This window comes from Christiangramia fulva, assembly GCF_003024155.1.
Taxonomy (GTDB): Bacteria; Bacteroidota; Bacteroidia; order Flavobacteriales; family Flavobacteriaceae; genus Christiangramia; species Christiangramia fulva.
This window is the reverse complement of the sequence record NZ_CP028136.1, coordinates 4,007,883-4,025,451: the sequence shown is the minus strand read 5'-3', so window position 1 is coordinate 4,025,451 and position 17,569 is coordinate 4,007,883. Positions and strand designations below refer to the sequence as shown.

Here is a 17,569-nt window from a genome sequence, read left to right as displayed (position 1 = left end):
TAAAACTTAAATATGATGAAGAAACTGATTTTATTTCTTTTTATGGTGAGTTTGATTACTTCCTGTAAAAATGAACAGAAAGAAGAGCAGCCTGTAAAACAGGAACAGGTTCAGGATAGTCTTCCGCCAATAAATGACGATGTGCTGGAAACAGCCGTGATCTATGAGGCGAATATTCGCGATTATTCACCAGAAGGAACTCTTGACGCTTTTACGAAAGACGTTCCAAAGCTTAAAAACCTCGGGGTAAAGATCATTTGGGTAATGCCTATTTATCCTATTTCCATGAAAAAGAGGAAAGCTACTGCCGATAAATCTATTGAAGATATTAAGGATCCTGAAGAGAAGAAAAAGTACCTGGGGAGCTATTATGCGATCCAGGATTATTCGGCGGTGAACGATGATTATGGTACCATCGAAGATTTTGACGAACTGGTACAAACGGCCCATGAGAATGGGATGTATGTCATTCTCGACTGGGTCGCTAACCATACTGGCTGGGATCATCCCTGGCTAAAGGAGCATCCTGAATATTATACCAAAGACAAAAATGGAGAAATTACCGAGCCTATTAATCCGGAAACCGGGGAAAAATGGGGCTGGACCGATGTTGCTGATCTAAATTACGAAAATCCCGCGCTGCGTGAGGCCATGCGTGATGAAATGATGTTCTGGATCAATCACGATATAGATGGTTTTCGTTGTGATGTTGCGGGAAATGTTCCCACCGATTTCTGGGAAAAAACTGTAAAACAGATGAAAAAAATAAAACCCATTTTCATGTTGGCCGAGTCTGAAGACCGTGACCTTTTTGAACAGGCTTTCGACATGGGTTACAATTGGGAGGGATACCATATCATGAATTCCATTGCGCTGGGGAAAGCCACTGCCAAAACCTGGGATAATTATATGAAGAAAGTAGATTCTACTTATCAGGAAGATGATATTTTGATGAATTTTGTCACCAATCATGACGAAAATTCGTGGAGTGGCACCGTGGCCGAAAGATTGGGCGATGCTTCAGAAACCATGCTGGCCCTTACTTATACCATTCCCGGCATGCCCCTGATCTATAACGGGCAGGAATACGACATGAACAAAAGGCTGAAATTCTTTGAAAAAGACACTATTCCTAAAACAAAAGGAAAAGTTTATCCGCTTGCAGTCAAACTCGGAAAACTTAAAAACACCAATCCGGCATTGAACGGTGGTAAGAACGATGCCTCTTATACCAGGTTAAAAACTTCAGATGAAGAAAAGATCCTTGCTTTCAAAAGAGCGAAGGAAGGGAATGAGGTTTATTATATCGCTAATTTTACTGCCAAACCGGTGACATTTACGGTAGATCTTACAGGAGATTTCAACGATTATATTAACAGAGGGGATTTCAGTTTAAAGGCCGATCAGGAAATCCAATTTCAGCCCTGGGAATATAAAATATTGACGAATAAGTAATTAAAATCCTAAAATTTTGTAAAAAGCCGCATTATTGTGGCTTTTTTTATTACTTATTAACCGAAAACGATTTAGTTTTTTCCGAAATTAGGTTATCGTTCTGAAATGAAATAGTTTTGGGCAGCAATGGCAGAAAATATAAGAAACATCGCGGTTTTGACTTCCGGGGGAGACGCTCCAGGAATGAACGCTGCAATTCGAGCAGTAGTACGTGCCTGTTCATTTTATAAATTAGATTGTACAGGTGTTTACAGAGGCTATCAGGGTCTAATTGAAGCCGATTTTGAAAAGCTGGATGCGCGTTCGGTTAGAAACATAATAAATAAAGGCGGGACTTTTCTCAAATCTACCCGCTCCATGGAATTTAAAACTAAAAAAGGCCGTAAAAAGGCCTATGATAATTTAGTTGCTAATAATGTTGATGCCCTTGTGGTTATAGGCGGGGATGGTACCTTTACCGGTGGACAGCTTTTTAGTCAGGAACATAATTTCCCCATTGTGGGTATTCCTGCAACCATAGATAATGATATCAATGGCACCGATTTTACTCTTGGATATGATACCGCCTTAAATACTGTGGTTGAGGCAATTGATAAAATACGTGACACGGCAAGTTCTCATAACCGCCTCTTTTTAGTGGAAGTAATGGGAAGAGATGCTGGTGATATTGCCCTTAACAGCGGTATAGGTGCCGGTGCGGAAGAAATTCTCATCCCTGAAGAAAACCTGGGAGCTGAAAGATTGATAGATTCACTTCGAAAAAGCAAGAAGTCTGGGAAAACCTCAAGTATCATTGTGGTGGCTGAAGGCGAAAAAAGTGGAAAAAACATCTTTGAACTGGCAAAATTCATCGAAGAAAACCTTGATGAATATGAGATAAGGGTTTCAGTGCTTGGCCATATTCAGCGGGGAGGATCCCCAAGCTGTTTTGACCGTGTGTTGGCAAGTAAACTTGGAGTAGGAGCCGTGGAGGCACTTATGAAAGGAAAATCGGAAATTATGGTTGGCATACATCATCAAAAAGTGGTGCATGTAGACCTTGAAATCGCCATTAAGGACGATGCTAAAATAGATAATGAATTACGAAGGGTGGCCGACATCACTTCGGTATAATTAAAAACCAAAGAAAATGAGTACAAAAATTGGAATTAATGGATTTGGGCGTATCGGAAGGATTGCCTTTCGTATAGCCGCTCAACAAGAGAATGTAGAAGTAGTTGCGATAAACGACCTGCTGGATGTTGAACATCTTGCTTATATGCTGGAATATGATTCGGTACATGGGAAATTCAATGGAAGCATTGAAGTAAAAGATGGAAAACTGCATGTAAACGGAAAAGAGATCCGTGTTACTTCAGAAAAAAATCCCGCCGACCTTAAATGGGATGAAGCAGGAGTTGATGTGGTATTGGAATGTACCGGTATCTTCAAGGAAAAAGATTCAGCAAAAGCTCACCTTGATGCCGGAGCGAAAAAAGTTGTGATCTCTGCTCCGTCTAAAACAGCTCCTATGTTTGTTATGGGAGTGAATCATAAACAAGTGAAGGCTGACGATCATATTGTATCTAACGCCTCATGTACTACAAACTGTCTTGCACCACTTGCAAAAGTGATCGATGATGAATTCGGAATCGTGGAAGGTTTGATGACAACAGTACATGCTTCAACTTCAACACAATTTACCGTAGATTCCCCATCAAGAAAGAATTACAGACTTGGTAGAAGCGCTTTAGCGAATATTATTCCTACCTCAACAGGTGCGGCAGTTGCAGTAACCAAAGTAATTCCGGCTCTTGACGGAAAACTTACCGGAATGGCATTTCGTGTGCCTACTACAGATGTATCAGTGGTTGACCTTACGGTAAGAACTGAAAAATCTGCTTCTTATGACGATATTAAAGCTGCAATGAAAAAAGCTGCTGATGGTGCCTATAAAGGAGTGATTTCTTATACCGAAGAAGAAGTGGTAAGCCAGGATTATGTTTCTAATCCGCACACCAGTAACTTCGATGCAGGTGCAGGAATCGCCCTTAACGACCATTTCTTTAAGTTGGTAGCCTGGTATGATAATGAATACGGATACTCCGCAAAACTTGTCGATCTTGCTGCTCACGTAGCTTCTTTATAACTTTCACTTCTGGGCCTGAAGAAATTAAAAAAGATTAGTTCACTTATATTTAATCTGTTTTTGGTCTCTTCCGGCCCTTTTTAATTCTTTACAGATGATTTTAATAGCTGACGGAGGATCCACGAAATGTGACTGGATACTTCTGGATCATGAAGGAGAACAGGTTCTAAAAACCAGGACCAAGGGACTTAATCCTGCCGTTTTTAAAGAGCCCGTGCTAGAGGAAAGACTGCTTGAAAACTCCGATTTAGCTGAGGTAAAGCACAAGATAGAAAAGGTCCATTTTTACGGTGCCGGTTGCGGGACTCCTACTCCAAAGGAACTCCTCAGGAGTATTCTTTCCGGATATTTTACCAATGCAGAAGAAGTTTTAGTGATGGAAGACATGGTGGCAGCCGTTTATGCGGCCACAACAGAACCCGGGATCGTATGTATCCTCGGTACAGGTTCCAACAGTTGCTTTTTTGACGGAGAGAAGATTCACCAGGCGGTAGATTCCCTGGGATATACTTTGATGGATGAGGCCAGCGGGAATTACTTCGGAAAAAGGCTCATCAGGGATTACTATTATAAAAGAATGCCTCCGGAAATTGCCGAAAGTTTTGAAAAGGCCTTTGATGTAAATTCTGATGTTATAAAACTGAATCTATACCGAAGGGAAAACCCTAATACATATCTTGCCAATTTCGCTGAATTCATTTTTACTAATGAACGCAACGGTTATTTTTACAAACTGTTGCATGAAGGTATGTATGATTTTGTTCAATCGCGTGTGTTATGTTACCCGCAGGTAAGATCGGTTCCCGTACATTTTGTGGGGAGCATCGCTTACTTTAGTCAGGACATTATCCAGGCCGTGGTTCAACCATACGGCATCGAATTGGGCAATTTTGTAAGAAGACCTATAGATGGCATTATCGAATATTACAGGCAACATATCATTAAGGTATAATTTATAATACCTGAAATTTTAAAAAAGAGACCATCTAACCAAAGTTGGTCTCTTTTTATATCCAAAAAATTCTCTCCGGGCGTTATTTGAAGATCAATTCTCCTGATCTAAAAAATATTTTTAAATCTAACCTCCTGGTATATATTCGTTTATAAAAATTACTACTTTTATTCAAAATATTTTGAATGCTGGTAAAGGTATATGGGAGTGCAGTTTTTGGAGTTGAAGCCACAACGATTACTGTAGAAGTGAATGTAACTTCAGGAATTGGTTACCATTTGGTGGGCCTGCCAGACAATGCAGTGAAAGAATCGAGTTATCGCATTACCGCTGCTCTTCAGAACAACAATTTTAAACTTCCTGGAAAAAAGATCATTATCAATATGGCGCCTGCCGATCTTCGTAAAGAAGGATCTGCCTATGATCTTACTTTTGCCATCGGAATCCTGGCTGCTTCCCAACAAATAAATGCCGATAATATTTCAGATTACCTTATAATGGGGGAACTTTCCCTTGACGGAAGCTTACAACCCATAAAAGGTGCATTGCCCATTGCCATTCAGGCGAAAAAGGAAGGATACAAAGGCTTTATCCTTCCGGAACAGAACGCGCGTGAAGCCGCAATTGTCAAAGATCTTGAGGTTTATGGGATAAGGAATATCACCCAGGTGACCGATTTTTTTGATAAAGGAGTGGCCCTGGAACGAACCGAAATAAATACCCGGGAATCTTTCTATAATAACCTAGACAACCTTGATAATGATTTTTCAGATGTAAAAGGCCAGGAATCTATAAAAAGATGTATGGAAATTGCTGCCGCTGGAGGCCATAATATTATTTTAATCGGGCCACCGGGAGCAGGAAAAACAATGTTGGCCAAACGTTTGCCCAGTATTCTTCCGCCCATGACTCTACAGGAAGCTCTCGAAACCACCAAGATCCATAGTGTGGCGGGAAAGATCAGGGAAAATGTGGGCTTACTGGCACAGCGACCTTTCCGAAGTCCGCACCATACAATTTCAGATGTAGCCCTTGTAGGCGGTGGTACATATCCGCAGCCAGGAGAAATTTCGCTGGCTCATAACGGGGTACTTTTCCTGGATGAACTCCCGGAATTCAAACGTGGAGTTTTGGAAGTGATGCGGCAGCCGCTCGAAGACCGGGAAGTGACCATTTCGAGAGCAAAATTCAGTGTTACCTACCCTTCCAGTTTTATGCTGGTCGCGAGCATGAATCCGAGCCCGGGAGGCTATTTTAATGATCCTTCGGCGCCGGTGACATCTTCGCCGGCTGAAATGCAGCGCTATTTAAGTAAAGTTAGTGGCCCGCTTTTGGACCGTATAGATATTCATATTGAAGTTACGCCGGTTCCTTTTGATAAGCTTAATGAGGAAAGAAAGGGTGAAAATAGTATAGAGATCAGGAAGCGGGTAACGGCAGCCAGGGAAATTCAGGCAAAGCGGTATGAAAACCATGAAAACATTCACTATAATGCGCAAATGGGACCTTCATTGCTGAGAAAATGTTGTAAACTTGATGACGCGAGCAAAAATCTGCTGAAAACTGCTATGGAAAGATTGAATCTTTCTGCAAGGGCTTATGACCGAATTCTTAAAGTTTCCCGCACTATTGCTGATCTTGAAGCTTCTGAAGATATCTGTGGCAACCATATAGGTGAAGCCATTCAGTACAGAAGTCTTGACCGTGAGGGCTGGTTTGGATAAATCAGAAGTATCTTCGGTTTTAATTAACTTATCCTTTTATCGCTTTTTTATATTTTTGGAAGAACCTTAAAAAACCACTTCCGGAAATTTCCGGTTTTACAACCATACCAATGAAAAAACTTATTTTGATAATTGTCGTTTTCGGACTTATTTCCTGTAAAGGAGACCGATCTGAAGATATAGAAAAAGCAACAGATAACACCGATTCTGTGTCTACTGAGGATTTAATACCTGAAAGTTTGAAAAATATCGACCCTGTGGTACTCACCACTGAAGAAGCCAATAAATTGGTTGAATTACCTCTGAAATGTATAAATACCGAATATCCCAATAAACTCGGCCAGACGCTGGAAAATAAGGCTGCCATAGGAGAACCCCATGAACTTCATCCTGCATTTTACGGCTGTTTTGACTGGCATTCTTCTGTTCACGCGCATTGGTCTTTAATTACTTTATTAAAGAATTTTCCGGAAATCGAAAAAAAGGAAGCCGTAAGGGAAGCTTTAAAAAATTCTCTTTCTGAAGAAAATATTCAGGGCGAAATAAAGTATTTTAAAAGGGAAGAGAGTGATTCGTATGAGCGTACTTACGGCTGGGCCTGGTTGTTAAAACTTGCTGAAGCTCTTAAAACCTGGGATGATCCCCTGGGCCAGGAACTCTATCAAAATTTGCAGCCATTAACTCAGGTAATCGTGCAGCGTTTTGAAGAATTCCTTCCAAAACTGAATTATCCTATTCGGGTTGGGGAACATACCAACACTGCTTTTGCACTTTCTTTTGCCTATGATTATGCAAAAACTGTCGGAAATGAAGAATTCATGAAAATCATTAAAAAACGCGCTGAAGATTTTTATCTGAAAGATGATAATTGTCCTCTTTCCTGGGAACCCAGCGGGTATGATTTTCTTTCTCCCTGTCTTGAGGAGGTTGATATAATGAGGAAAGTGCTTCCTAAAAACGCCTTTAACCTGTGGATGGAAGATTTTATGCCTCAGCTCAAAAATAAAGATTTCGACATGGAAGTAGGGGAAGTTTCTGATAGGACCGACGGGAAACTGGTGCACCTTGACGGCCTTAATTTTAGCCGCGCCTGGGTATTTTACGGGCTGGCCAATGAATATCCTAAAAAATACGGCCATTTGGAAAATCTTGCCGATAAACATGTTGCAAAATCCTTTCCCAATGTAGTAGGAGATAGTTATGAAGGTGGCCACTGGTTGGGAACTTTCGCGATTTATACCTTAATGAAGGCGGGAAATCCTGAAAAAGAGTGAAGGATTTTCTGAAAAACCTGGGACCTGGAATTCTTGTTTCTGCAGCTTTTATTGGTCCCGGTACAGTAACCGTATGTAGTCTCGCCGGGGTTCATTTTGGATATTCCCTTTTGTGGGCCCTGCTTATATCTGTTATTGCCTGTATCATTCTTCAGGAAATGTCGGCTCGATTAGGATTGATCACAGGAAAAAGCCTTAGCGAAAACATAAGGCAGGAACTAAAGCCTCCGGTGATAAGAAATACTGTTCTGATCCTTATTTTTTCAGCCATAGTGATAGGAAATGCTGCCTACGAAGCAGGAAATATTACCGGCGCCGTTTTAGGAATGGAAGCAATTACAGGAAGTTTAAATATTGTCATTGGTGACTTTTCTCTTAATTTCTGGAGCCTTATTATTGGCCTTTTTGCTTTTTTACTTTTATGGCTGGGAACCTATAAAAAGATTGAAAAAGCTTTTATTGCTCTTGTTTTCCTGATGAGCATTTCCTTTATTGTGACAGCTTTTCTTACCAGACCAAAACTTTCTGAAGTTCTTGAAGGTTTTATTCCGCAGCAGTTTAATGCAGGCTTATTCACGATTATCGCCCTGGTGGGAACTACTGTGGTGCCTTATAACCTTTTTCTTCACGCTTCACTGGTAAGTGAAAAATGGAACGGCAGGAAAAATTTGCCAATTCTTAGAAAAGAACTGGTTTTTTCCATCATACTGGGAGGATTGGTATCTATGGCGATTTTGATCTGTGCGGCTGCTGCAGATGTTCAAGGGATTGAGAATGCGGCTGACCTTGCTGTTGGCCTGGAACCATTGTTTGGGAGTTTAGCGAAATATTTCCTTGCTCTCGGCTTGCTTGCTGCTGGAATAACTTCTGCCATAACTGCGCCCCTGGCCGCAGCTTTTGTGGTAAAAGGATGTTTAGGGTGGAAAGGAGGTTTTGCTTCGGGTCGGTTCAAGAGTGTCTGGATAATCGTTCTGATGCTCGGTATCATTTTTTCTGGGATTGGGTTGAAACCTGTACAAATAATCAATTTCGCTCAAATCTCTAACGGTCTGGTGCTGCCGATTGTGGCATTTTTCTTATTTTGGATAGTGAATCGCCGTTCTCTGATGGGTGAAGATAAAAATACACTCTTTCAGAATATTTTGGGAGTAGCGGTTATTGCCCTGGCTTTTTTCCTTGGGCTTAAATCGGTGTGGAACGTAATTCAGAACTGGTAATGAAAAAAAAGATACATATTAACTGCGACCTCGGTGAAGGCGGAGAACATGATGCCGATTTAATGCCGCTTATTTCTGCCTGTAATATTGCCTGCGGTGGCCATGCCGGTAACCTTGATACCATGCATAGAACCGTACAGTTAGCTATGGAAAATAAAATAGAAATTGGTGCTCATCCTTCTTATCCCGATAAAACAAATTTCGGGCGGAAAAGTATGAAGATGTCGGATGAAGATCTAAAACTTTCTATCGAAGCGCAGGTGCTCACATTGAAGCAGATCATAGAAGCTGAAGGTGGAAAGCTTTCCCATATAAAACTTCATGGCGCGCTTTATAATGATGCGGCAAAAGATGAAAATATTGCCAGAACTGTAATCGATGCCCTTGATTTATTAGAAGAAAATTACAGGCTTTTTGTGCCTTTTAATTCTAAAATTTCTGAATATGCCATGGGGAAATATGAACTGTTCTGCGAGGTTTTCGGTGATAGAAATTATGAGCATGATCTAAGCCTGGTTTCGCGGTCAAAACCCAATGCGGTAATCGATCAAAAAGAGCAGGTTTTTGAGCATGTTTTTTCCATGTTCCGGGATAAAAAAATCACCACAATTTCAGGCGAAAAAATCAACTGTAAAGCCGATACTTTTTGCATTCACAGCGATACGAATTCGGCTGTTGAAATTCTTGAATATCTACATAAAAAATTTGCCGAAGAAGGCATTTCAATTATCAATTCCTAATGCCTGTTTATCCTCAAATAGTACCGATGGGGGAGCAGGCTATTTTGATCAATTTTAAACCTGAGATCAGCTCTGAACAGCTTGAAAAAGTATTGTTTTATAAAAGACTGATCAAAAATTCAGAATTTAAAGTAAAAGTTGAGGTGCTAAATACATACAACTCATTATTAATTAATTACGACTCTACTATAGAGGATGCTTATAGTGAGTTTTCGCGTCTAAAATCACTTCTGAAGACTGCTAAAATAGAAAAAAAAGGGAACTCGAGATTATTTTATGTTCCGGTATGTTATGATGAAGAATTTGGTTTCGATCTTCAGTTGATTTCTGAGCAAAAAAATATCAGTATCAGCGAAATTATTGAGCTCCATACCCGGCCTGTTTACCTTATTTATTTTTTAGGTTTTTTACCCGGATTTTTATACCTCGGAGGGCTTGATGAAAAACTTCATTTTCCGCGGAAAAATTCTCCTCGAAAACAGGTAGAAAAAGGTTCGGTTGGAATAGGTGGAAATCAAACCGGAATTTATCCCGAAAATAGTCCCGGCGGCTGGCAAATTTTAGGCAGAACACCGGTAAAATTATTCAACCCAAAACTTCAAAATCCGTCTCCTTTTTCAGCCGGAGATCATTTAAAATTTTACGCGGTTTCCAGGGATGAATATCTTGCTTTGGAAGAAGAGATCAATGCAGGACAATTTCAGTTTAAAAGTGAAAATTATGAAAGCTGAAATTGAAATATTACAACCCGGATTATTTTCCACAATTCAGGATAACGGACGTTTTGGATTTATGGAATTTGGAGTTCCTGTAAGTGGTGTCATGGATAAATATGCTGCGAAGATTGTCAACCTGCTTCTTGGAAATCCTGTTGATGCTGCAGTTATGGAAATTACTTTACAGGGGCCTCAATTAAAATTCCATACAGCTATAAATATTTGTTTGAGTGGTGCCGATCTTTCTGCTGCTGTAAATGGGAATCCTGTAAAAAGAAATGAGTTACTGCAGGTTGAAAACGGGGATGTTTTAAAATTTGGAAAAAGAAAATCAGGTTTTCGGGCATATCTTGGTGTTTCCGGTGGTTTTGATACAGAAAAAGTAATGAATAGCCGAAGCTGGTACAGGGGAATTACCCGGAATTTTAAACTTGAGAAAAATTATTTTCTTAAAATTCACGAATTTCCGCTAAAAACCAGATCTACGAATGCGAGTATAAAAGTTGATGAAAATTATCTTTTTGACAAATCAATAGATGCTTTTCCCGGTCCTGAATTCGATAAATTATCAGAAGAACAGCAGGAAGAAATTTTCAAAGTTTATTTTTCACTGGAGGTTTCGAGCAACCGGATGGCGATAAGTTTTGCTGAAAAATTTTCAAATGAAATTGAGCCTATACTCACGGGCCCCGTTCTTCCCGGAACGGTTCAACTCACTCCGGCAGGTAATGTCATTGCTTTGATGCAGGATTGTCAGACTACAGGCGGATATCCTCGCATACTTCAGTTAAGTGAATTTGGCAAACAGGTGCTTTCCCAAAAAATGCCTGGCGAAAAAATTCGGTTTAAAAAAGTAGATTATTAGAGTTTGGGTAGGGGCAAATAAAAAAGTGCCGCCATGTTTGCTATAGAAAAGACCCTACTCAGAACTATATCCACAAAGCTGACACTTTTTTGCCCCAAAACACTTTAGCTTTACTAAAATGACTAAGACAAATGTAGATGGAGGGATCTTTTCATACAAGGGGATTTTTCCCCTTTTTTACTTTTTATTCTTAAAAACTTAACAATTAATTATATTTTTAAGATTGAAACTAATCAACTTATTATGAAACCAAAAAAATGTATTAGCGTTGAACAGGCAAGGGAGTTGCAAAATCACTGGGTTAGATCCCGTGGAAAGGAAATTGAAAGAGGCCAGGGTTACCAGGATACCAGGGAATTCTGGTTTAGCCTGGATGAACTTCAGGAGTACATAAATTATGTTCGGGAAGAATCTGAAAAGCAGAAGGTGGTGAATCCCGGTATTCGGGTCTATTTTGGTGCCTATCCACCTGGAAAAAACAACAGGGAAAAAAGTTATAGCACTATTTTTCTCGCTCCAACCAAAGACGTAACGAATTCACCTACAACTACTGAAAACAATTACGATATCGAGCCCCTCAACGAATCCAGTGGCGGTGTTCCTCCAACCACTTATTAGAGTTTTACCGAATGCTTGAATTCTTCATTAATTCTTTATTTCGCGGTGTATTGTGGGAATTTTTAGCCGCTCTTGCTGCTTTTATTTATTTCAGGCGGGTGAAGAATATTCCGCTTTATAAAAAAATCTTTATTTTTTATTTATGCGCGATGTTCCTGATAGATGTCCTTGGATATTACGTGGCCGTTGCTTATTACAGTGACTACCAAATTTTCGGTTTTACCAAAGGCACTGTTTTTGAGCGTAATTACTGGTTGTTCAATGCGGTAAAGCCTTTTGCGGTACTGGTCTATCTTCAGTTTTTTATTTTCCAGATACGATCTTCTAAACTTCGTAAAATCCTAACCTGGGCAGCGGTTGTTTTTTTTCTATCCTCTCTATTGTACCTTATATTTTCAGGAGAATTTTTCACAGCTTATGCCGCTTTTACTCCTTTGGCAGGCTCAATTTTGTTGTCAATAACCATTGCCTGTTACCTAATTGAAATGCTCACCAGCGAAACGATTTTATATTTTTTCAAATCACTTTCTTTTTATGTGGCTGTTGGAGCGCTTATCTGGCATTTGGTCTTTACACCCATGTTTATTTACAACAAATTAAATATTATGAACTCTTCTCCTCAATTTGTGAAAATATATTTAATGACTTTAGGCATACTTAATTTCTTCATGTATTCGGTATTTGTATTAGGATTTTTAGTCGAAATGAGATCCCGCGAAAAAGAAGGTTATGTTGTATGAGTGCCGGCTTAAATTGGCTTTCAATAATAGGCTTGGAAATATTCTGAAAATGCTCCCAGATGTTATGACTGTAAATTTACTAAACTTGTTAAATCTATTAATGCATAAGAATGCTTAAAAAGGAAGAAATACTGTTGCTTGTCTATTTTATCCTGGTGATTTTTTTCCTCGCCGGATTTACAGTTATTTTCTTTATTACCTATCAGCGCAGAAAGAATAAAATTCTTCAGGAAAAATTTGAAGCTGAACAAAAATTTAAAGAAGAACTTTCTAATGCCCGTGTTGAAATCCAGGAAGAAACGCTTAAAAACGTAAGCTGGGAATTACACGATAATATCGGGCAGTTGCTTTCTGTAGCCAGTATGCAGATGAAAATACTGGATCGAAAGATTGAAGAAGAAAATCAAACTGAGTTTAAAGAAGTTCAAACACTTGTTAAGGATTCATTAGAAGAGGTAAGGGCCCTTTCCCGGTCTTTAAATAATGAAGTTATCGACGATAAAGGCTTAGAGGCTTCTGTACAAAATGAAATCGATCGTTTTAACCGCCTGGAGGTTTTGGAAGCTTCCTTGGTAATTGAAGGCGAAAAGAGTTTCGTGAAGCCCGAATATAAGATAATCCTTTTTCGCATCCTGCAGGAGTTTTTCTCTAACGTTATCAAGCATTCAGGAGCTACCACCCTCAAAGTGAAATTCAGGTATTCTCCTGAATATTTAGAAATAACCGCTGTCGATAATGGCAAAGGTTATGAATTGGAAAAGGCAAAAAAAGGTGCCGGTCTACTTAATATGGAAAGTCGGGCTAAAATGATTAATGCCGATTTTTCATTGGAATCATCTGTAAATAAAGGAACTTCACTATATTTATGCTGCCCAACCAATACTAAGCTTTATGAACCAGTCGATCATCATCGTTGACGATCACAAACTTTTTGCCCAATCTCTACAGGTTCTAGTGAATTCTTTTGAAGGATTCGAAGTTATAGACGTTTTTAAAAATGGAGAAGAACTTGTTGAATACTTCCAACAAAACAATACCGAACCTGATATTATCCTTCTTGACATGCGTATGCCGGTAATGGATGGCTTGGAAACCATGTCATGGCTTAAGCAAAACAAACCAGATCAAAAAGTGCTGGCATTAACGGTTGATCAGGAAGAGGATACCATAATAAAAATGCTAAAGCTTGGTTGTCGTGGCTACCTTCTCAAAGATATTGATCCTGATGAATTTGAACATGCCCTGAATTCAATCATGGAATATGGATATTATTCAAATCAAACAATTTCAGAAGCTTTAAACCATGGGGAGCAAAAGGAGAAATATGAAAGCCTTACCGGCCGGGAACTTGAATTTGTTCAATATGCGTGTAGTGAGAATACTTACAAAGAGATCGCAGAAGAAATGAATCTTAGTCCGAAAACCATCGACGGCTACCGGGAGAGTATTTTTGCGAAACTTCGGGTGAAAACCAGGGTCGGCCTGGTAATGTTTGCCATTAAAGAAGGTATCTTCAAAATCTGACCTTATACTTAATTTAAGATTTGCTTTTTTCTTACATGCCTCTACTGCTGTATCTTTGCAGTCTAAAAAGAAAGATTTGATCGATTCAGCTAAAATAGAATTAAGAAATTTAAAAGTTAAAGATTATCAGGAACTTAAAGAGTCCATGATCAGGAGTTATCATACCATGCCTCATGAATACTGGACCAAAGGGGAAATTAAAACCTTAATTGATAAGTTTCCGGAAGGGCAATTGTGTATAGTGATCGACAATAAAATTGCCGGCTGCGCACTTTCCATCATTGTAGATTATGATCAGTTTGAAGATGATCATACCTATGATTCCATCCTCGGGGGCGAAAATTTCTCTACACATACCAAAAATGGCGATGTGCTCTACGGAATTGATGTTTTTATTCATCCCGATTATCGGGGAATGCGTCTTGGCCGTCGTCTTTACGAAGCCAGAAAAGAGCTTTGCGAACATCTTAATTTGAAATCCATAATTTTTGGAGGACGTATCCCGAATTATTCGAAGTATTCAAAAGAGCTTACTCCTAAAAAATATATCGAAAAAGTAAAATTACAGGAAATACATGATCCTGTTCTTTCCTTTCAGCTTTCTAACGATTTTCATGTGAAGAAGGTCATTAGGGGTTATCTTCCCGGCGACCATGAAAGTAAAGAATTCGCCACTTTAATGGAGTGGAACAATATTTATTATACAAAGCCGCAAAATCTGGTGAAAACTACCAAAACCGTAGTTCGGCTGGGTCTTGTTCAGTGGCAGATGCGTCTTTTTAAGAATTATGAGGCCCTGGTTTCTCAAATCGAATTTTTCGTAGATGCGATAAGCGATTATCAAAGCGATTTTATTCTCTTTCCGGAATTGTTCAACGCCCCGTTGATGGCGCAGTTCAACCATTTGAATGAGGTAGAGGCCATACGTGGGCTTTCGGAATATACCGACAGGCTGCTGGAAACTTTCCGTGATTTTGCCATTAAATATAACATTAACATTATTACGGGCAGTATGCCCCAGCTGGTTGGTGAGCATATGTATAACGTGGGATTTCTGTGCCGTCGCGATGGAAGTTATGAGCGGTACGAAAAATTACATATTACACCTTCCGAAGAATCCTTTTGGGGAATGAAAGGTGGCAATAAACTGCAAACCTTTGATACCGACTGCGGAAAAATAGGTGTTTTGATATGTTATGATGTGGAATTTCCCGAGGCCTCGAGAATTTTGGCGGAAGAGGGAATGAACATTCTTTTTGTTCCTTTTATGACCGATACTCAGAATGGTTATTCCCGGGTGAAGATCTGTGCCCAGGCTCGTGCGGTTGAAAATGAATGCTACGTGGCAATCGCCGGTTCGGTGGGAAATCTTCCGAAAGTCGATAATATGGATATACAGTATGCTCAGAGTGCAGTTTTGACGCCTTCAGATTTTGCCTTTCCAGTGAACGGAATTAAAGCTGAAGCAACTCCAAATACCGAAAGTACCTTGCTGGTGGATGTAGATCTTGATCTTCTCAAGGAACTTCACAATTTCGGAAGTGTTCGAAATATGAAAGATCGCAGAATGGATCTGTATTCTCTAAAAAAGAAGAAATAATCCCAAAATAGCCGTGCAGCTTTGTTGCAGGCCTATTTTTATCATATTAGCCTTATTTGGGATTAAAATTATTAAAATCCCAAGGAAAGTCTTTTAAAATAAGGCTTTTCAAAAAATGCCACTCAAAAAACGGAGCTAGTTAAAAAATTCTTATTCTGCTTTGCCTTTTCTGGAAAATCTTCAGAAATCGTAATATAAATAAGGTTAAACAGCTTTAAATCAGTTATTTAATAGTTTATTTAAAGCTTTGGAAGTAATTTAAGGCTCCTGAAGTAGAAATTGCTGCCAGCTTAACCTGCTAATTTTAAAAATTAGATATGGAAAAAACACAGAAAAACAACAAATACAGCAGCACGATCACTCAAAGTGATTCGCAACCGGGTTCACAGGCTATGTTATACGCAATTGGTCTAACCCGCGAAGATTTTAATAAACCATTTATCGGTATCGCCAGTACGGGCTACGAAGGGAATCCCTGTAATATGCATCTGAACGATCTGGCGAAAGAGGTGAAAAAGGGGACTGAAAATGCAGATCTCGTTGGTCTTATTTTTAATACTATTGGAGTAAGTGACGGGATTTCTATGGGGACACCCGGGATGCGTTTTTCTTTACCTTCCCGTGACCTTATCGCCGATTCTATGGAAACAGTGGTGAGCGCTATGGCTTATGACGGCTTGGTGACTGTGGTAGGCTGTGATAAAAATATGCCGGGAGCCCTTATGGCAATGCTTCGGCTTAACAGACCTTCAATTTTAGTATACGGCGGAACGATCGCTTCCGGATGCTATAAAGGAAAGAAACTTGATGTGGTCTCGGCCTTTGAAGCATGGGGAGCCAAGGTTTCTGGTGAAATGAACGAGGAAGATTACCAGGGAGTGGTTGAAAATGCCTGTCCCGGTGCCGGCGCCTGTGGCGGGATGTATACCGCAAATACCATGGCATCGGCCATTGAGGCTTTAGGAATGAGCCTTCCTTTTAATTCTTCTAACCCTGCGGTTGGTTCTCATAAAGCTGAAGAAAGCGTCCGCGCTGGAGAAGCCATGAAATTGCTGGTTGAAAAAGATATAAAACCAAGAGATATCGTTACTGAGAAATCTCTTGAAAATGCTATCCGGCTTTTAACCGTTCTTGGTGGTTCCACCAACGCGGTACTTCATTTTCTTGCGATCGCCAAGGCGGCAAAAGTAGATTTTGGGCTGGATGATTTTGAGAGGATTTGTGACAGCACTCCATTTTTGGCAGATCTAAAACCCAGCGGGAAATATGCCATGGAAGATATACATCGAATTGGCGGAATTCCCGCAGTTTTAAAGTATATGCTGAAAAATGATATGCTGCACGGTGACTGTTTGACCGTTACCGGAAAAACTCTCGCTGAAAATTTAGCCAATGTTCCCGATATGGAGGAAGGTCAGGATGTGATCCATTCGATGGATAATCCTATTAAGAAAACCGGCCACATCCGTATTCTATATGGAAATATTGCTGAAAAAGGTTCTGTTGCCAAAATTACCGGGAAAGAAGGACTCGAATTCACTGGAAAAGCACGAGTTTTCAATGGAGAATATGAAGCCAATGATGGAATCTCTTCCGGAAAAGTGAAAAAAGGCGATGTGGTGGTAATCCGTTATGAAGGGCCTAAAGGTGGTCCCGGAATGCCTGAAATGTTGAAACCGACTTCAGCAATTATGGGCGCCGGCCTGGGTAAAGAAGTGGCCTTGATAACCGATGGTCGTTTTTCCGGTGGAACCCACGGTTTCGTTGTGGGACACATTACTCCTGAAGCACAGGAAGGAGGGCTGCTCGCTTTACTCGAAGATGGAGATGAAATAACTATAAATGCCGAAACAAATACAATTAATGTAGCGCTTTCGGATAAAGAAATAGAAAAAAGAAAAAAATCCTGGCAGCCGCCTGCTCTAAAACCAGAAGGCGGGGTATTATACAAATATGCCAGGACCGTGTCATCAGCCTCTGAAGGCTGCGTGACCGATGAATTTTAATACTGCAATT

General features: G+C 39.9%; 16 protein-coding genes. All 16 read left to right on the top strand.

Features of this window, described 5'->3' with window-relative positions:
* Window positions 1-15 precede the first annotated feature (15 nt).
* The 16 genes from C7S20_RS17955 (at window position 16) to ilvD (ending at window position 17,559) form a co-directional block, all read left to right on the top strand.
* Window positions 16-1,455, top strand: coding sequence for an alpha-amylase family glycosyl hydrolase (locus tag C7S20_RS17955; protein WP_107014313.1), 1,440 nt, complete (start codon window positions 16-18; stop codon window positions 1,453-1,455).
* Window positions 1,456-1,581: 126 nt separating this feature from the next.
* Window positions 1,582-2,568 (top strand): 6-phosphofructokinase, encoded by a 987-nt coding sequence (gene pfkA / locus C7S20_RS17950; protein ID WP_107013752.1) that lies wholly within the window; start codon window positions 1,582-1,584, stop codon window positions 2,566-2,568.
* 16 nt (window positions 2,569-2,584) lie between these two features.
* On the top strand, window positions 2,585-3,583 hold the full coding sequence (gene gap, locus C7S20_RS17945) for a type I glyceraldehyde-3-phosphate dehydrogenase (RefSeq protein ID WP_107013751.1): 999 nt from the start codon (window positions 2,585-2,587) through the stop codon (window positions 3,581-3,583).
* Window positions 3,584-3,677: 94 nt separating this feature from the next.
* Complete coding sequence (locus tag C7S20_RS17940; protein WP_107013750.1) at window positions 3,678-4,535, top strand: N-acetylglucosamine kinase; 858 nt, start codon at window positions 3,678-3,680, stop codon at window positions 4,533-4,535.
* 185 nt (window positions 4,536-4,720) lie between these two features.
* Window positions 4,721-6,259, top strand: coding sequence for a YifB family Mg chelatase-like AAA ATPase (locus C7S20_RS17935; RefSeq protein ID WP_107013749.1), 1,539 nt, complete (start codon window positions 4,721-4,723; stop codon window positions 6,257-6,259).
* A gap of 110 nt (window positions 6,260-6,369) precedes the next feature.
* A complete protein-coding gene (locus tag C7S20_RS17930) occupies window positions 6,370-7,533 on the top strand; it encodes a DUF2891 domain-containing protein (RefSeq protein ID WP_107013748.1) in 1,164 nt (387 codons plus the stop codon).
* A complete protein-coding gene (locus C7S20_RS17925; protein WP_107013747.1) occupies window positions 7,530-8,750 on the top strand; it encodes an Nramp family divalent metal transporter in 1,221 nt (406 codons plus the stop codon). Before C7S20_RS17930 ends, C7S20_RS17925 begins: the two co-directional genes overlap by 4 nt.
* Complete coding sequence (gene pxpA / locus C7S20_RS17920) at window positions 8,750-9,490, top strand: 5-oxoprolinase subunit PxpA (RefSeq protein WP_107014312.1); 741 nt, start codon at window positions 8,750-8,752, stop codon at window positions 9,488-9,490. The genes C7S20_RS17925 and pxpA overlap by 1 nt, the downstream gene beginning before the upstream one ends.
* The gene (pxpB, locus tag C7S20_RS17915) at window positions 9,490-10,221 is read left to right on the top strand and encodes a 5-oxoprolinase subunit PxpB (RefSeq protein ID WP_107013746.1); all 732 of its coding nucleotides are present in this window, start codon (window positions 9,490-9,492) and stop codon (window positions 10,219-10,221) included. Before pxpA ends, pxpB begins: the two co-directional genes overlap by 1 nt.
* Window positions 10,211-11,071, top strand: a complete 861-nt coding sequence (locus tag C7S20_RS17910) for a 5-oxoprolinase subunit C family protein (RefSeq protein WP_107014311.1) — start codon at window positions 10,211-10,213, stop codon at window positions 11,069-11,071. Before pxpB ends, C7S20_RS17910 begins: the two co-directional genes overlap by 11 nt.
* A 243-nt stretch (window positions 11,072-11,314) precedes the next feature.
* Window positions 11,315-11,689 carry a hypothetical protein gene (locus tag C7S20_RS17905; RefSeq protein WP_107013745.1) on the top strand — a complete coding sequence of 125 codons (375 nt, stop codon included), beginning with the start codon at window positions 11,315-11,317 and terminating at the stop codon, window positions 11,687-11,689.
* Between the two features lie 11 nt (window positions 11,690-11,700).
* Window positions 11,701-12,429, top strand: coding sequence for a hypothetical protein (locus C7S20_RS17900; protein ID WP_107013744.1), 729 nt, complete (start codon window positions 11,701-11,703; stop codon window positions 12,427-12,429).
* Window positions 12,430-12,539: 110 nt separating this feature from the next.
* Entirely contained in the window at window positions 12,540-13,346 is an 807-nt protein-coding gene (locus C7S20_RS17895) for a sensor histidine kinase (protein WP_107013743.1), read from the top strand.
* Window positions 13,321-13,953, top strand: a complete 633-nt coding sequence (locus tag C7S20_RS17890) for a response regulator transcription factor (RefSeq protein ID WP_107013742.1) — start codon at window positions 13,321-13,323, stop codon at window positions 13,951-13,953. Before C7S20_RS17895 ends, C7S20_RS17890 begins: the two co-directional genes overlap by 26 nt.
* A gap of 76 nt (window positions 13,954-14,029) precedes the next feature.
* Window positions 14,030-15,553 (top strand): carbon-nitrogen hydrolase family protein, encoded by a 1,524-nt coding sequence (locus C7S20_RS17885; protein WP_107014310.1) that lies wholly within the window; start codon window positions 14,030-14,032, stop codon window positions 15,551-15,553.
* Between the two features lie 317 nt (window positions 15,554-15,870).
* Complete coding sequence (ilvD, locus tag C7S20_RS17880) at window positions 15,871-17,559, top strand: dihydroxy-acid dehydratase (RefSeq protein ID WP_107013741.1); 1,689 nt, start codon at window positions 15,871-15,873, stop codon at window positions 17,557-17,559.
* The last annotated feature ends 10 nt before the right edge of the window (window positions 17,560-17,569 follow it).

Bases quoted from the DNA above. Each gene is read 5' to 3' on its own strand.
- pfkA (WP_107013752.1), top strand. From the start codon at position 1,582: ATGGCAGAAAATATAAGAAACATCGCGGTTTTGACTTCCGGGGGAGAC.
- C7S20_RS17940 (WP_107013750.1), top strand. From the start codon at position 3,678: ATGATTTTAATAGCTGACGGAGGATCCACGAAATGTGACTGGATACTT.
- gap (WP_107013751.1), top strand. From the start codon at position 2,585: ATGAGTACAAAAATTGGAATTAATGGATTTGGGCGTATCGGAAGGATT.
- C7S20_RS17905 (WP_107013745.1), top strand. From the start codon at position 11,315: ATGAAACCAAAAAAATGTATTAGCGTTGAACAGGCAAGGGAGTTGCAA.
- C7S20_RS17900 (WP_107013744.1), top strand. From the start codon at position 11,701: ATGCTTGAATTCTTCATTAATTCTTTATTTCGCGGTGTATTGTGGGAA.
- C7S20_RS17890 (WP_107013742.1), top strand. From the start codon at position 13,321: ATGAACCAGTCGATCATCATCGTTGACGATCACAAACTTTTTGCCCAA.
- pxpB (WP_107013746.1), top strand. From the start codon at position 9,490: ATGCCTGTTTATCCTCAAATAGTACCGATGGGGGAGCAGGCTATTTTG.
- pxpA (WP_107014312.1), top strand. From the start codon at position 8,750: ATGAAAAAAAAGATACATATTAACTGCGACCTCGGTGAAGGCGGAGAA.
- C7S20_RS17910 (WP_107014311.1), top strand. From the start codon at position 10,211: ATGAAAGCTGAAATTGAAATATTACAACCCGGATTATTTTCCACAATT.
- C7S20_RS17955 (WP_107014313.1), top strand. From the start codon at position 16: ATGAAGAAACTGATTTTATTTCTTTTTATGGTGAGTTTGATTACTTCC.
- C7S20_RS17895 (WP_107013743.1), top strand. From the start codon at position 12,540: ATGCTTAAAAAGGAAGAAATACTGTTGCTTGTCTATTTTATCCTGGTG.
- C7S20_RS17935 (WP_107013749.1), top strand. From the start codon at position 4,721: ATGCTGGTAAAGGTATATGGGAGTGCAGTTTTTGGAGTTGAAGCCACA.
- ilvD (WP_107013741.1), top strand. From the start codon at position 15,871: ATGGAAAAAACACAGAAAAACAACAAATACAGCAGCACGATCACTCAA.
- C7S20_RS17930 (WP_107013748.1), top strand. From the start codon at position 6,370: ATGAAAAAACTTATTTTGATAATTGTCGTTTTCGGACTTATTTCCTGT.